The organism is Mycoplasma sp. 4013, assembly GCF_054353875.1.
In genome coordinates, this window is record NZ_JBTHHK010000005.1 from 16,758 (window position 1) to 32,874 (window position 16,117).

The following is a 16,117-nucleotide window of genomic DNA, read 5'->3' on the forward strand; positions in this document are numbered from 1 at the left end:
GTAAAATATAATAAAGGAGAAATATGATTTCTAAAGTAAAGGGAACAAAGGATTATGATATTGTAGAATATCAAATTAAAGACTTAGTAAACTTGGTATTTTCAGATATATGTGCAAATTATGGTTTTAAAATGATTGAAACACCAGTACTTGAAACATCTGAATTATTTAAACGTTCTGTTAATGAATCAGAAATTGCTAAAAAAGAAATGTATGAATTTTTAGATAAATCGAATCGTTCATTATGTTTGCGTCCTGAAGGAACTGCATCTTTTGTGCGTGCTTTTATTGAAAATAAGTGATATACATTAGTAAACGAAAAATTCGCATACAATATGCCAATGTTTCGCTACGAACAACCACAAAAAGGACGCTATCGACAGTTTTATCAAGCAGGAATTGAGTTTGTTGGTCCTAAATCATATTTAAAAGACTTCTTAGTTGTGCAAGTTGCTATTGATATTTTAGAAGCATTAGATATAAAATATGTGCTTAAAATTAACTCAATTGGAGATAAACAAACTAGAGCAAATTATGAAAATGCCTTAACTGAATTTTTAACAAAATACCAATCTCAATTAAGCGAGATTTCGCAGCAGCGTCTTAAAGATAAAAAAGTTCTTAGAATTTTAGATGACAAAGTTGATTCTAAACTACCTTTTATGCATAAAGCTCCAAATATTCAAGATTATTTAAGTAAAGAATCGAAGTTATATTTTGAAGAAATTAAAGGTATTCTAGATTTTTATGAGATTGAATATCATATTACACCTGAACTTGTAAGAGGACTAGATTACTATGATGAATTTGTTTTTGAAATAACAGTAAAATCCGATAAAGCAGGTTCTCAGGACACATTAATCGGTGGTGGTCGTTATTCAAATTTAGTCGCTGAATTAGATGGTCCAGATGTATCAAGTGTTGGTTTCGGATTCGGAATAGATCGTTGCATTGAATTAATTCGAGAAAATATTATTAAAAATACAGAACCGTTACAACAAATGCAAAATCAAAAAGTCGATATTTATTTTGCTGCATCAGTAAGCAACGAAAATCTAGAAAAACTTTTTCATTTAGCTCACTACGATTTAAATGGATTAACTAATTTTTATCATATGGATTTTCATCTAATGAAATCCAAAAAAATATATGAAAAAGCAAAAAAATTAAATGCAGTTTTTTTAATTACAGATGACAAATTACTACCTCATAACTCTTTTTATATCAAAAATCTTATAACAGGTGATAAAATGCAATTTTATTTAAATAGTGATGGTGTTATTGATTTACTTAAATTTATCAATGATGCAGATGTTTTTGAACCCGAAGTAGTGAGTGATTTTATTGCTCAATATGAAAGTGAAGTATAGTATGAATAAGACAATTAAAAATAATGAGTTAAATATCCACAATATAGGACAGCAAGTAACTTTATATGGTTGAGTTGCAAATAAACGTCGTTTTGGTGAATTAAATTTTGTTGATTTACGTGATAAATACGGTATTACTCAACTGGTTTTCAATCAAGCAATTAACTTTGCAAAAGAAAGTGTTTTAGAAATTACAGGACAAGTTGTTAAACGTAAAGATCCAAATCTTCAAATACCAACAGGGCAAATAGAAGTAGTGGTTTCAGAATATAAAGTTTTATCAACTGCAAAAGAATTACCATTTCAAATCCGAGATGATATCGATGTCAAAGAAGAAATTCGCCTCAAACATAGGTTTTTAGATTTACGGAGACCAATAATGCAAAAAACAATCGCTTTAAGAAATAAAGTGATTTTTGCGATGCGAGAATATTTGCAAAATAACGAATTTTTAGAAATTGAAACACCTATTCTATCTAAAGCAACCCCTGAAGGGGCACGCGATTTTTTAGTTCCCACACGTGATTTAAATTCTTTTTATGCACTGCCACAATCACCACAGCTATTTAAACAACTGTTAATGATTTCGGGTTTTGAAAGATATTTTCAAATTGCTAGATGTTTTCGTGATGAAGATTCAAGAAAAGATCGACAACCAGAATTTACCCAGTTAGATATAGAAACATCTTTTTTGGATGTTGAAATTTTTCAAAGGATAGTTGAAGAAATGTTCCAATATTTAATGAAGAAAGTTATGAATGTTGATATTAAAATACCATTCGATCGTGTCAGTTATGATGATTGCATCAGAAATTATGGTAGTGATAAGCCGGATTTTCGATATGAGCAAAAAATAGTTGATATTAATAGTTTTTGTAATAATTCTTATTTTGATATCATCAAAAATGCTCCTGCAAAAAGACTCTTGAAAATAAATGAAACACTAAACAAAAAACAACTTAAAACATTAGAAGAGATCTCAAAGAAAAATAAGGCAAATGCTTTATTTTACTTGGTGGTAGAGCAAAAAATAGTTACAGCAAGTAATTTTGCTTCAAAAGCAGGCAATTCAGTTGAACAACTCTTAAAAGAGTTTAATTATGCTGATGGAACATATTTAATTGTTGCTAATACCTTTGAAAATGCTTCACAAGCACTTGGTGCGTTACGGGTAGAACTAAACACCTGATTTAATTGAGCTAGAGATGAATTTAATTTTAAATGAATTACTAAATTTCCAATGTTTGAATATGATGTAGAAAACAACAAATGAGCAGCTGCACACCATCCTTTTACACAATTTGATCACGATTTATCGCAAATCGATGTAATGGATAAATCTGATATAAAAGCTAAAAGTTATGATTTAGTATTAAATGGTTATGAATTAGGTTCGGGTTCTGCACGTATTTATGATAAAGATGTGCAAGAAAAAATGTTTGATTTAATCGGTTTGGATAAGCAGGCACAAGAAAGTAAATTTGGTTTCTTTTTAAAGGCTTTAGATTACGGAGTTCCACCACATTGTGGAATCGGACTCGGTATCGATCGAATCGTTATGATTTTAGCTAATTTAAACACAATACGCGATACAATTGCATTCCCTAAGAATTCTAAGAATCAAGATGTTTTCACTAATGCGCCTTCATCAGTTGAAACTCAACAACTAGATGAATTGTTTTTGCAAGTAAAATCAAAATAGTAAATTAATAAATTAAAAATGATTTGTTTTTACTTCTTTTTTTGGTAAAATTAAAGAACTTGTTTTAAAATAAACTTAATATATAATAAAAAGGAAATTTATGCGTAAAGAAGTTAGACTTAAAAACAAAATGATCGCAGAAAAAAGAGCTAAAAAACTTTCTAAAGAATATGCAAGAGATTTAAGAAGACAAGAAAGATTAGCACAAGCACAATAATTTAACCCAAACGGGTTTTTTTAAACTTTTTTACTTACTTATCAAGGATTTATAGCAATTTATGAAAACAATATAAATTATTTTTTCTTGTTATTTTTATAGTTTTTTATAAACTTAATAAATTTAATTTATAATTTATAAAATACAAAATAAAAGCAAAGGAGGATAATGGAACATAAGGCACTTTATCGAAAATATCGACCTAAAACTTTTGCTGATGTTATAGGTCAAGAACATATTATTGAGACATTAAAAAACATACTTAAGACTCACAAAATACATCATGCTTACTTATTTAGTGGCCCAAAAGGAACTGGTAAAACGTCAGTTGCTAAAATATTTGCTAATGTACTAAATTGTATGCATACACACGATTTGACTCAGGCTTGTGAAAGTTGTTTAGCAAACTATAATGATAATTTTGACATTATTGAAATGGATGCTGCTTCAAACAATGGAGTTGAAGAAATTCGTGATTTAAAAGAAAAAGTTGAACAGGTTCCTATCAATGGGCACTTTAAGGTATACATTATCGATGAAGTGCATATGCTAACTAAAAGTGCCTTTAATGCTTTGCTTAAGACACTTGAAGAACCTCCAAAACATGTGATATTCATCCTTGCAACTACTGATCCACAAAAAATTCCTTTAACAATTTTATCTAGGGTTCAAAGATTTAATTTTAAGCGAATTAACGAACAACAAATCGTCAAGCAACTTAAAAGTATTTTGATAAAAGAAGATATTAAATTCGAAGAAAATGCTCTTAAAACACTTGCTTCTCTTGCTTCTGGGGGGATGCGTGATGCACTTTCACTTGCTGAACAAGCTAGTTCATTTAATGATAATAAAATCTTATTAGAAGATGTGGTAAACAATTTTGGTTTGATGTCTTTGCAAAAAATTATTGATTTAATTATTTATTTAAAAAACAACGATATAATTAATATTTTAAAATTGATTCAGCAAATGCAAGAAGATGGAATTGATCCAAAACATTTTCTAATATCAATTTTAGAAGTTTTAAAGGAATGAATTATTTTTTCTAAAACTTACGATATGCAAATATTGCATCATATTAATCAAGATGATTTTTATAAACTTCCTTTAAATAATGATTTAGCAGTTAAAATATCAAAGAATATTTATGATATTTTAACTAAAATAACAAAAAGCGAAGAACCTTTTAAACTAATTGAAACAGGATTTATTAATATAGTTGATTTGGATAATTCACCTAAAATTAAAGCAAATCACACTCAAAATCAAGGAAAGAAAATACCTGAAAAAAATGATGAAATAAATTTTATTAATCAACCATATAAAGAACAGGTAACTGAGTCCCCTATTTTAGAAGAAAATAAACTAAATGAATTATTCACAGGTGATGATTTCTTAAAATCCAAGTTTAATAATCTTGAAGTTGAACCTAAGACAAATGCAGATATCAACTACACTGATGTAGATGAAACAATGCAGCATACAAAAGAATTGTTACTGAAAACTAATGAATTTATTCTTTCATCTAACGAACATAACGGAAACAAAGAAGATTTAGAAAGTAATATACTTACTGATATTGATACATCAGAACAATTATTTAACAATACAATTGAGATTAATATCCCACATAATCATCAACCGATCAAATATCAGTGAGAAGGTGAAGACGAAATGGAAAGTATGCTGAATTTAGTTTTATGAATCCAACAAGATCGTAACAATCGCAGCACAAAAGATGTTTATAACAAACTAAAACAAGATGCTGAATTTACTAATAATCGAGTAGATTTAAATCGTTTTTTTGAATGATTTAGAGTAATTGATATTTTAGTAGCAACAAAAAATGCAATTATTTTTCAGTGTAATGATGATAAAATGATTGAATTATTAAATAAAAATAAATATAAAGTAGATTTTCAGAAGTTTATAGATTATGTTTATGGTGATGGATATAAATGATTATATTTTGTAAATTCTAATGATCGTGAAAATATTAAAAAACTTGTCACTGAATATCGTAGAGGTAATTATAAACTCAAAAATCCTATACATCAACCTGAAAAACTTATTAATGTTATTCCGAACGATCGCGAAGATCAAATTGAAGCTTCGAAATATATCTATAAAAAAACTTGAAAATCATAGAAAGGCAAATTATGAATGCAGATTTTATTAAAAGAGTAAAACAATTACAAAAAGAAATGCAAATTAAACAAGATGCATTTTCAAAACAAGAATTTGAGGTAGAAAAACAAGGGATTAAAATTGTGGCTACTGGTGATATTCAAATAAAAAGTATTGATATTGATCCAGTTTTAATAGATCCAGATGACAAGGAACTACTTGAAGATTTATTAATCGTTACAATTAATGCTTTAGTTGACAAAATCAATGAAGAACAAGATAAAATAGCACCAAAAGAAATGCCTGGTGGGCTTCCTTTTTAATTACTATGTTTGATTCAGATGATATAATAAATCTTTCTCAAAAACTAAGTAAAATACCAGGATTTAGTAAAAAAACAGTTGAAAAATTTATCTACTGGATTTTTGAAAATGATCAAAGTAGTGTTAATTTACTCGCAAATGAAATTAAAAAAATTAAGGAAAAAACTAAATTTTGTCCAAATTGCACTAGTATATTAACAGAAAATCAAGAATGCAAAATATGCACAGACTTCGATCGCAAAAACACTCTTTTAGTTATTGAAAGTCTTGCTATTTTAAACAAGATAGAAAAATCAGGTATATACTTCGGTAAATACTTTGTTTTTGATAAAAAAATCGAAAATGAAATACAATACAATCAAAGCATTACAGAGATAAAAAAATTTTTAGACTATGCGCAAACCTTTGATGAAATTATTTTAGCACTTTCTCCTACTTTAAAAGGTGAAATTGTAACTAACATACTTAAACAATCATTAAAAGAAAAAGGTTTAAATGTTTCACAAATAGCAATTGGAATACCATTAGGTGCTTCAGTTGATTATATCGACGAAACTACCTTAAAATTCTCAATAAAAAATCGTCAAAATGAATAGAGGACATTTATGTTTATTACATTCGAAGGATTAGACGGAAGTGGAAAGACCACTATTTTAAACCTACTTATTCAATATTTCAAAGAAAAATATCCAAACTTACCTTTTATTTCAACACGCGAACCAGGTGGACATAACATCCCTGAAGCAGAGCGGATTAGAGATATTATTCTTGATAAAAATAGTGATTTATCCCCTGTTGCAGAAGCGATGCTATATTCAACTAGTCGCAGGATTCATCTTGAGAAAGTTATTTGACCTGCATTAGAAAAAGGTGAGTTAGTGCTTTGTGATCGCTATATTGATAGTTTCTATGCTTATCAGGGGTTCGCACGTAAGTTAGGATATGATTTTGTTAAACAACTAACAAATTTAATTATTGATAATGCAATACCTGATTTGACTATTTTCTTTGATATCACACCTGAAAAAAGCAAGGAACGCCGTGATAAAAATCGTTTAGTTCAAGATCGTCTCGATAATGAAAAAATGCAGTTCCATCAAGATGTTTATTTAGGTTATCAAAAACTTATTTCCGAAAATCCTTCAAGATTTATTATTGTTGATGGTTCTGAAAATGCTGATGTAGTATGCAAAGAAGTTGTTGATAAACTCCATCAAAATCCTAAATTTTTAAGTTATATAAATAATAAATAAATAATAAAAATGTACCAAATACTAACTAAATTCGATGAGTTAAATAAAAAAAATAAATTGTCACATTTATACCTTTTTAAAACTAATTCAGATAATGTTAATATTTTTTTATTGCAGCTTATTAACATCATTAATAATACTAAATTTGCACCAGACACAGATTTAAGCAAACTTACAAATAATATTTATTTAATCGATGGAAGCAAGGATATAATTAAAAAAGATGATGTTCAAGCAGTAATTTATCAAGCACAATTTCAACAAAATAATAATCAAAAAACCATTATAATAATTAAAGATATCGATCATACTACACATATTACAATAAATAGTTTTTTAAAATTTATTGAAGAACCAAATGATAATACAATTATTTTTGCTACCACCAGCAAGATAAATAAGGTTTTACCAACAATTATTTCACGATCTCAAATTATTAATCTTATCCCTTTTTTAAAAAAACCAAATAAGGAAAATTGATACCAAAATTTTAGCGAAAACGAGCAGCATATAGTAATTTTGAAACAATTAATAACTTATTTTGAACAACTATTACAAAATAATTCAAAATATACACTTAATTTATTTTTAGATTTTTTAAATGAAAATCTAAAAAAAGAAAATATTTTTTTCTTTAATGCATTAAAATACCTATTTCAAACCAGTAATTTATTAAATTATAAATATAAAGAATTGGACAAAATATATAGATTAATAAATAGAAAAACACAAAATATTCGACAAGTTAATTCTGCTAATAAATTAATGCTTGAATTTAACAAAAATTTATCAGATTATAACAGTAATTTTGAGATGCAAAAAGTTGCTTTATTAATTAAACTTAGAAGGTTATATGAGTAAGTTATATATAATAGGAACTCCAATAGGTAATCTTAAGGATATAACGTTTCGCGCTGTTGAAACTTTAAATAAAGTAGATATAATTGCTTGTGAAGATACCAGAGTAACTACCAAACTATTAGAACATTTTAGTATAACCAAAAAAACATTGATTACTAATAATGCTTTTAACGAAAATGCTACTGCTAAAATTATTTTAAACTTTCTGCAAGCACAAAAAAATGTCGGATTGGTTTCTGATGCTGGGATGCCTGTTGTTTCTGACCCTGGTTTTAGTATTATTAATCTTGCAAGAAATAACGGATATGATATTGAAATAATTCCTGGTGTTTCTGCAGTAACAACAGCGTTTGTTGGTTCTGGATTTTCTAATAATTTTACTTTTTTAGGTTTTATCAAAGATAAAAGTCAGCAGCGAAAGAATCAACTTACTAATTTATCTGAAGGAACATATATTTTCTTTATATCACCACATAAACTACTTCAAACCATCAAAGATATTTATAATGTTTTTAATGATAATGTCAATATATGTTTAGCTAAGGAACTTACAAAAATTTATGAACAATGATTTTTTGATAAACCTTCTGTGTTAATAACCAAGTTTCAAAATATTGAAAAAATAAAAGGTGAATATACCTTAGTTATTAACATCCCAAAAACAAAACATATTAAGGTGAATAAATATCCTAAAATTAATAAAAATATCGTTTAGCACTGCTATATAGTGCTAAACGATTTATTTATTTAAAACCATTTGGAAATAATGCTGTCTTAAACGGTGTTTGTGAATTATCAAAACCGTTTGGATAAATTAATAATAAATTTTGACGATACGAAGCTGTTTGTGCCGGGTATTTCTTCTTATCACTCCCATCAATTAAATTATATGCTTTTAATTTACCAAAATCATGTGATAGAAAGAACGGTGCAAATCCAGCTACCTTAGAAAAGTCATTCTTTTGAACATCTGAAGCAACTGCATCATATATACCTATCATTTGTCCAAATTCATTATACACAAGCGAACCAGATGCTCCATAATATAATGATGAAAATCAAATTGAATAATTATAACCATAATAATTACCTAGCAATCTTCCTTGTGCTGAAGTATAAGGTGTATAATTACCACTATTAATCTTTTCTTCTGCGCTATTTGTAGGTAATGCAAAAGTTTTTTCATTTGATTTACTTCGTGAATTTCATTTTAAAGAAGTTGAATTTCTTTCAGTTGGATTATTAATACTTCATGCTGCTGTTCCTGATGCATCAGCTTGTGGATAGCCACCTATATATACTTCTTTTGAATTAGTTAAACTGTTTTGGTTTTTTTCATTAAATGCACTCATATAATCAACAGTTTGCATATATACAGAAGTTTTTTTATCTTGATTAGGTAATTGATTTGTTGCATTTAGTCTAGCTAAATAAGAATCAACACCTGCTATAGCCAATTTAAACATTTGCTGTGCTTGAGTATTTAACTTAGACATATCAATATCTATTTCAAAAACAGCAAAATCTGTATAAAATGGATAAAAATTCTCATCTTTTAATTGTTGCTTTAAAATATGTCCTTCATCGCTTTCATCATCGGGATCAGCATCAGTAGTATAATTTTTTAGTCGTTCTTGTGCTAATTTCTTTAAATTATCTTGAAATGGTTGAATATATTTGTGATCAATAAAATCAAAACCTGCAAAAATTAACTTTGGAGATGATATACCTACTGCTTTTGTAGTTTCTGATGCGGCTGAATCAGACTTATTTGCATCCAAAAATTCATCTGCTGATGCGAATCATTTAACAGTATTTGCGCTATCTGCTTGATAATTATAGTTATTTTCTTTGATTGTAAAATCAGTTTTTTTTGCTGCTTTACCTATTGAGATTGAACGAGCTTTAATATTTCTTGGATCAATATAATTAAGTTTATTAGCAACATTTTCATCTAATGTATTTGATAAATCAGCTGCAACATGTAAATTAGTTGCTAAGAAAAGTTTATATTTATTATCGTCTTGTTTATGATAATCAAGTAATCATGCTGTCCCACTATCTGTTGAACGAAAATCATTACTGTGATCACCTGTCTTATTACCAACACCGAATTTTATAGCAAAACTGCGATCAAAAATTTCATTATATAACTGTTTTCTATCTACTACCTTATATTGCTTAACAAAATCTGGATATTGATTATTTTTACTATAGTCTTGTGTAGGAATATGAAAATCCGGTGGTAAAGGCGGGGGGGTCACGGGTTCTTTTGGTTTATCTGGTTTTGATGGTTGTGGAATTGGGTTCGGTTCTTGTTTTGGTCTTTGTTTTTTAAAAACCAAATTAGTACTTATTTGATTGGTATCTACAATTAATTTTTCAATCTTATAATCTTTATCAAAGTCTAAATTAGTTACATTAAATTTAATTTCCCTTGAATTTTTATCAAAACTTATTGCTGTCAATTTTTCAGTTAAACCACTTATTTGTATTTGTATTTTATCAGTTGTTATATCTGACGAAATTGGAATTTCATATGCTTTTAATGTTAAAATATACTTATTTGCTTTATTTTCAACACCAGAAACAAGTATTTTATATTTTTGTGGTTGCTTTTGTTGGTTAGTTGTCCCACATGAAATTGCAAGTGCAGATGTTAGCAATGAAACAAATGTTAATAGAGATAATTTTCTCTTCATATTTTCCTTTCTTATATACTTTCTTTGAGTTTATTATTAGTAAATAAAATTAAAGATTTTACAACAATTTCCTCTTCAATATTATTAAAAATTTCTTTATTAAAGAAACTTAAATCTCCTCCGGTGAAAATTATTTTATAATTTTGCTTATTTATATAATTTAAATACATAATTAAAGATAAAATTCTAAATTGAATCCCTGATGAAACTGCATCAGAAGTATTATAACCGATATTTTTTATATCTTTATTTAATTTGATTTGTTTAACTAATGAAGTATTATCAAAAAGTGCATTTAAACCTTTTTTTATCCCGGGCATTATGCTAACACCGATTATTTTTTTATTTTCAGTTTTACTTAAAACTAATGCTGTCCCTAATGAAACTACATAACCACTTTCATATTTATGCCCAATATAATATGCAGCCAGTAATATATCATTTCCCACTTCTTCTTTTGCTATTTTTTTATTGAATGTTAAATCATTTTCATTGAAATCCAAATATGAAATAAATTTATATTTTATTTTTAAAAAATCAAATACTTGCGATAAAATGATATTTTTTTCTGGTTTAACAGAAGAAATAATAATACTTTTAATATTTATTTTGTTTTTTATTTGAACAATTTTTTCTTTCAATGAATCAAAACTTAATAATTTCACCTCTAATTTTTCAATTATTAAGTTTGAATTCAAAAAATAACCAATTTTAATTAATGTATTACCAAAATCAATATATAACATAAGACTCCAGAATAAGAAAATAAAAGGTTATTAACCTTTTATATATAAATACTCAACAAGTTGATTAATTTTTTTATTTATTGCTTCAGGTTGCTCAAAAAATAAGGCATGTCCACAATTTTGCAAAAGTGTTACATTTTTTTGCATCTTATTTGCAATATTTTTTATAGTAAAGTAAGGAACAAATTTATCATTAATACCAGTAATAAATTCATAGTCATTATTTGCTTGATATAAACTTTTAATGCTTGTTTTTAGGTAATTGAGATTTAAAATCTGTGATGTAACCATATTTAAAAACATAGGTCGCTTTCTATCCATTAATTTCAAAAACATCGTAGCAACTTTTGATAAGTTTTTACGATAATCCAGTTTATCATTATAAATCAAATTATCTGAACTTTCATAAGCTGAATCATAATTTTCAGGTATGAGTCAACTTTTCATTCTTTTGATTGCTGCTTCAACACTTTCACCTAATTTATTATCCAAAATTTCATAATTTATCGGTGCTGCTAGTAGTGCTTTTTTAACTAAATTATTATTTAATAAATACAAAGCACTTGCTCCTCCAAGTGAATGCCCAATAACAAGTTTAAAATCATAATTATATTGCTTTACAAATTCCAATGCAACCTGCTGATATAACTCAATTGATATTGCTTCTTTAGCACTACTGAAACCACAACCGGGAAAATCGATAGCAACTACATCATAATTACGATTTTTCTGTAAGTAAACTTGGTTTGCAAAAGCAGCAGAGGAATTAAATCCGTGTAAAAATAAAACTTTTGGTTTACCGGTGTTTTCTTCTATATAATGTATTCTTTCGTTTAAAATCTCTATATATTTACTTTCCATTATTCACCAAACATAATATCAACTATTTCTTGTGGACTAATGCTTCCAAAATAGTTATCTAAATTAGGTACTGATTTTAAAAATTCTAATATTTTATTTTTCTCAAAATCAAGTCCAACTAATGCACTTTCGATGCTTTCGGTTCCTAGTAAGGTAAGAAAATCACCTTCAAATTTAATTTCAACTATCTTGTTTTCTTTTACATTAGCACTTATTTGTAAAATTCCACCATCTGTTTTCTTTTCGCTATAAAAGGAAAATTCCGGATTCTTACCTAAAACTCACTCATTTGATGATCTAATTTTGCGCAATTGTGGAACTAAGGTAGTATATTTTTCAGGTATATCAAGCAATTTTGCATCATATTTATGCATTAAATATTCGATGAATTTATTTTTAAATTCATCAATGCTCATTTTTACTGGTAATTCATCTAAAATGTTTGTCACTCTTTGTCTTGCACTATTAATTCCTTTAGATTCCATTTTCAATTTACTTGGATTTAAAACAGTTGAAAGTCTTGTTAAATCAACATTAAATAATATAGTTCCGTGGTGTACAATTTTATTTTTATAAATAAATTGTGCATTACCTGAAAATTTTGCACCATTTACTACTAAATCATTTCTTCCTTTAAATTGTGCATCTAAACCAAGTGATTTTAAGAAATTAAGAACCGGCTCTAAAAACTTTTGATAACTATGCTCTGTTTTATCATTAGTAATAAATGAGAAATTTAAATTACCAAGGTCATGATAAACAGCTCCACCACCTGATAAACGACGATATAAACCTATTTTATCACGCTCTAAAACATCGAATTTAACTTCCTTATATGCATTTTGATTACGTCCAATAATCACATCATTAGCATGTTGATAAAGATAAATAATATCTTCATGATTATCTTCATCTTTAGCCATTATTTCTTCAAGAGGAAGTGTGTAAAATGGTGTAGTTTCCTTACATACATATATTTTCATTTTTTACTCCTTATTTACTAAATCAAAATTTGTTATACTTTTAAAAAGTTTAACAAATTTTGTTTCATTTTCCTTAAGATTTAAATTTGTAACACCAAAAATATTGATTTGTCCATAATCTCAGCGTTTTTGGTATCGATTTTTATCAAGCAAAAATAATAAATCTTCGATGAATCAGTCAAAATATTCATCAGAATACTTTAAATTACGAAGTAATCCATTAATTTTTATATCCAAAATACGATTTTGATGATTTAGAATCTCGAAATCAAAAGATAAATTTAATTCTTTGCTTGTTACTGTTTGAAATTGCTTCTTCATTATTTAATTATATCACTATATAAATACAAATGAAAAAGTTAATAAAAAGCAGTATTTTTAATTATAAAATAAACTTTTAATGACAAATTGAGCAAATTTATTGCATACATTTTCATATTTAAAGCAGATTTTGCAAAAATACTGCTATATTAAGGATTTTTATTTAGAATATATTATAATATAATCGTATTTAATATTTAAGGAGAAGGATGAATTTCCAAAAACAATTAGAAAATACAATTTATCAAAAAAATACTCAATTAAAGAGTAAGAAGACTATTTTGCTTATTGATGGTGAAGATCAAAGATCGATTCAGGCAGCAGCTAAAGTTGCTGAAAGTGATTTAGTAAATATTGTGTTATTAGTTTCACAACACAACTGCTCACTTACACCTAATATCAAGCAGGAAGTTATCTCAGATGAGAAAAAATCAGAATATGCAAAGCAATATTTTGAATTAAGAAAAGGAAAGGAAACTTTAGAAGCATCAGTTAAAAACCTTAAACAAGCACCTTTTTATGCAATGATGATGCTTAAAAACAAAGAAGTTGATGGGGTTGTTGGTGGATTAAATTACACAACAGCTGATATTTTACGGGCTGCTTTTAAAGTAATCGGACCTAAGAAAAACATCAAAACTATTTCTTCTGCTATGATTATGCATAAGGATGAACAAAAATACCTATTTTCAGATATTTCAGTCAACATCAAACCTAATGCAGATCAATTAGCAGAAATCGGATTAAATGCCACCGAATTTGCTAAAAGCCTTGGTTTTGATCCAAAAGTAGCTTTCTTGTCTTTTTCAACAGATGGTTCAGCAGTTAGCGATGAGTCAAAATTATCTGCTGAAGCAACAGCAAAATTTAACGAACTTTCAGATACTAAAGCAATAGGAGAAATCCAATTTGATGCAGCATTTGATGAAAAAGTAAGACAATCAAAATACAAAAAACCTGCATATACAGGAGTTACAAATGTTTTTGTGTTCCCTAATTTAGATGCAGGTAACATCGGATATAAGATTGCACAACGTTTTGGGGGATTCGGTGCAATCGGACCAGTTATTACAGGGATTGCTGAACCTGTAAACGATCTATCAAGAGGATCAACCACAGAAGATGTTTATAATACAGTTTTAATTACTGCATTACAATCTTATAAATAATATGAATGCTTTTTGTTATTCTGATAAAGAATAAAAAAATTTATAATTATTCATATTAAATAAAACGGAGGTTATTTAATGAAAATTATATCAATAGGAGCAAACCATGCTGGGACTTCATTTTTAAGAACAATGAAGAAAATTGCTCCAGACTCACATTTAGTGGCATATGACAAAAATACTGACATTTCTTTTTTAGGATGTGGTATTGCTCTATGAGTTGGTGGGGAATTTTCTAATCCAGATGGATTATTCTACTCAAGTATTGAACAACTTAAATCACTTGGAGTAGACATCAAAGACGCTCATGATGTTATAGAAGTAAATCGTGAAGAAAAATATGTTGTAGTTAAAGACTTAAGAACTGGACAAGTTTTTAAAGACTACTATGACAAACTTGTATATGCTGGAGGAACTTGACCAATTATTCCACCTTTTGAAAACATTCACTTAGACAACATTTTAGTTTCTAAAATCTTTGCACATGCAAAAGAAATTAAGGCTAAGGCAGAATCAAAAGATGTGAGAAATGTTGTTGTTATTGGTGCTGGATACATTGGTGTGGAAATTGTCGAAGCATTCCATAAATATGGAAAACATGTTACCTTAATTGATATGCAAGACCGCATTATACCAAACTACTTTGACAAAGAATTTACTGACAAAGTTGAAGCAGCTATGGTAAAAAACGGAATTCAATTACAACTTAATGAAAAAGTTCAAAGATTTACAACTAAAGACGGAAAATGTGTTTCTGCTGTTGTTACAGACAAAGGAACATACGATGCTGATTTAGTAATCTTAGCTATCGGATTTAGACCAAAAACCGAATTAATTCAAGGTGTTGACAAACTACCTAATGGTGCAATTAAAGTTGACAAATTCCAAAGATCATTATCAGATCAAGATGTTTATGCTATCGGTGATGCAGCTTCAATGATTAGCAATGTTTCAGATGAATATGTAAACATCGCTTTAGCAACAAATGCTGTTAAAACTGGTATTGTTGCTGCTTTCCACTTAGCAGGAAACGAAACTATTCCATTTCCTGGATACTCAGGAACTAACGCTATTAGTGTGTTCGATTTCAACTATTCATCAACAGGACTTTCAGAAGTAGCAGCATCTAGACATCCAAAATTCAAAGATTCTTATGCTGTAGAATACTTTGAAGACAATGATCGTCCTGAATTTATGCGTAAACACTATAAAGTATGAATGAAAATTACATATGACAAAAACACACTTAGACTTTTAGGAGCACAAATTGGTTCAGTAGGTAAAGAAGCAAACCACACCGAGGTAATTTATATGCTATCATTAGCAATTCAAGAAAGATTAACCTTACCACAAATTGCATTAATGGACTTTTACTTCTTGCCACACTTTAACAAACCATTTAACTTTGTAATCCAAACCATTTTAAATGCTTTAAATCTAAATTACAACAAAAAATAAGGAAATTTTCCTTTAAATCAAACA

15 protein-coding genes are annotated in these 16,117 nt (G+C 27.7%); 10 read left to right on the top strand and 5 right to left on the bottom strand.

Features of this window, described 5'->3' with window-relative positions; genetic code table 4:
• Window positions 1–23 precede the first annotated feature (23 nt).
• From hisS to rsmI, 8 genes are all read left to right on the top strand, one after another.
• Window positions 24–1,370, top strand: a complete 1,347-nt coding sequence (hisS, locus tag ACXYRO_RS02320) for a histidine--tRNA ligase (RefSeq protein WP_458614193.1) — start codon at window positions 24–26, stop codon at window positions 1,368–1,370.
• Window position 1,371: 1 nt separating this feature from the next.
• On the top strand, window positions 1,372–3,072 hold the full coding sequence (gene aspS / locus ACXYRO_RS02325; protein ID WP_458614194.1) for an aspartate--tRNA ligase: 1,701 nt from the start codon (window positions 1,372–1,374) through the stop codon (window positions 3,070–3,072).
• Window positions 3,073–3,457: 385 nt separating this feature from the next.
• A complete protein-coding gene (dnaX, locus tag ACXYRO_RS02330) occupies window positions 3,458–5,437 on the top strand; it encodes a DNA polymerase III subunit gamma/tau (RefSeq protein WP_458614195.1) in 1,980 nt (659 codons plus the stop codon).
• 11 nt (window positions 5,438–5,448) lie between these two features.
• Complete coding sequence (locus ACXYRO_RS02335; protein ID WP_435130268.1) at window positions 5,449–5,739, top strand: YbaB/EbfC family nucleoid-associated protein; 291 nt, start codon at window positions 5,449–5,451, stop codon at window positions 5,737–5,739.
• A 5-nt stretch (window positions 5,740–5,744) separates the two neighbouring features.
• Complete coding sequence (locus ACXYRO_RS02340) at window positions 5,745–6,335, top strand: toprim domain-containing protein (RefSeq protein ID WP_458597260.1); 591 nt, start codon at window positions 5,745–5,747, stop codon at window positions 6,333–6,335.
• A gap of 9 nt (window positions 6,336–6,344) precedes the next feature.
• Window positions 6,345–6,992 (top strand): dTMP kinase, encoded by a 648-nt coding sequence (tmk, locus tag ACXYRO_RS02345; RefSeq protein ID WP_458597259.1) that lies wholly within the window; start codon window positions 6,345–6,347, stop codon window positions 6,990–6,992.
• A gap of 9 nt (window positions 6,993–7,001) precedes the next feature.
• Window positions 7,002–7,853, top strand: coding sequence for a hypothetical protein (locus ACXYRO_RS02350; RefSeq protein ID WP_458614196.1), 852 nt, complete (start codon window positions 7,002–7,004; stop codon window positions 7,851–7,853).
• The gene (gene rsmI, locus ACXYRO_RS02355; protein WP_458614197.1) at window positions 7,846–8,568 is read left to right on the top strand and encodes a 16S rRNA (cytidine(1402)-2'-O)-methyltransferase; all 723 of its coding nucleotides are present in this window, start codon (window positions 7,846–7,848) and stop codon (window positions 8,566–8,568) included. Before ACXYRO_RS02350 ends, rsmI begins: the two co-directional genes overlap by 8 nt.
• Before the next feature lie 28 nt (window positions 8,569–8,596).
• Here rsmI and ACXYRO_RS02360 read toward each other — a convergent pair whose 3' ends face one another.
• The 5 genes from ACXYRO_RS02360 to ACXYRO_RS02380 are packed head-to-tail and all read right to left on the bottom strand — an operon-like array spanning window position 8,597 to window position 13,466.
• Complete coding sequence (locus ACXYRO_RS02360; protein ID WP_458614198.1) at window positions 8,597–10,555, bottom strand: MIP family Ig-specific serine endopeptidase; 1,959 nt, start codon at window positions 10,553–10,555, stop codon at window positions 8,597–8,599.
• Between the two features lie 11 nt (window positions 10,556–10,566).
• Complete coding sequence (locus tag ACXYRO_RS02365) at window positions 10,567–11,301, bottom strand: type III pantothenate kinase (protein WP_458597255.1); 735 nt, start codon at window positions 11,299–11,301, stop codon at window positions 10,567–10,569.
• A 30-nt stretch (window positions 11,302–11,331) separates the two neighbouring features.
• Window positions 11,332–12,162: an alpha/beta fold hydrolase gene (locus ACXYRO_RS02370; RefSeq protein WP_458614199.1), complete on the bottom strand. Its 831-nt coding sequence runs from the start codon at window positions 12,160–12,162 to the stop codon at window positions 11,332–11,334.
• Window positions 12,162–13,145: a lipoate--protein ligase gene (locus tag ACXYRO_RS02375; RefSeq protein ID WP_458614200.1), complete on the bottom strand. Its 984-nt coding sequence runs from the start codon at window positions 13,143–13,145 to the stop codon at window positions 12,162–12,164. Before ACXYRO_RS02375 ends, ACXYRO_RS02370 begins: the two co-directional genes overlap by 1 nt.
• 3 nt (window positions 13,146–13,148) lie before the next feature.
• Window positions 13,149–13,466 carry a hypothetical protein gene (locus tag ACXYRO_RS02380; RefSeq protein ID WP_435130242.1) on the bottom strand — a complete coding sequence of 106 codons (318 nt, stop codon included), beginning with the start codon at window positions 13,464–13,466 and terminating at the stop codon, window positions 13,149–13,151.
• A 209-nt stretch (window positions 13,467–13,675) separates the two neighbouring features.
• Here ACXYRO_RS02380 and ACXYRO_RS02385 point away from each other — a divergent pair, with 209 nt between their 5' ends.
• Together ACXYRO_RS02385 and ACXYRO_RS02390 are read left to right on the top strand one after the other, a co-directional pair.
• The gene (locus ACXYRO_RS02385) at window positions 13,676–14,635 is read left to right on the top strand and encodes a phosphate acetyltransferase (RefSeq protein ID WP_458614201.1); all 960 of its coding nucleotides are present in this window, start codon (window positions 13,676–13,678) and stop codon (window positions 14,633–14,635) included.
• Between the two features lie 78 nt (window positions 14,636–14,713).
• Window positions 14,714–16,093 (top strand): FAD-dependent oxidoreductase, encoded by a 1,380-nt coding sequence (locus ACXYRO_RS02390; protein WP_458597251.1) that lies wholly within the window; start codon window positions 14,714–14,716, stop codon window positions 16,091–16,093.
• Window positions 16,094–16,117: the final 24 nt, after the last annotated feature.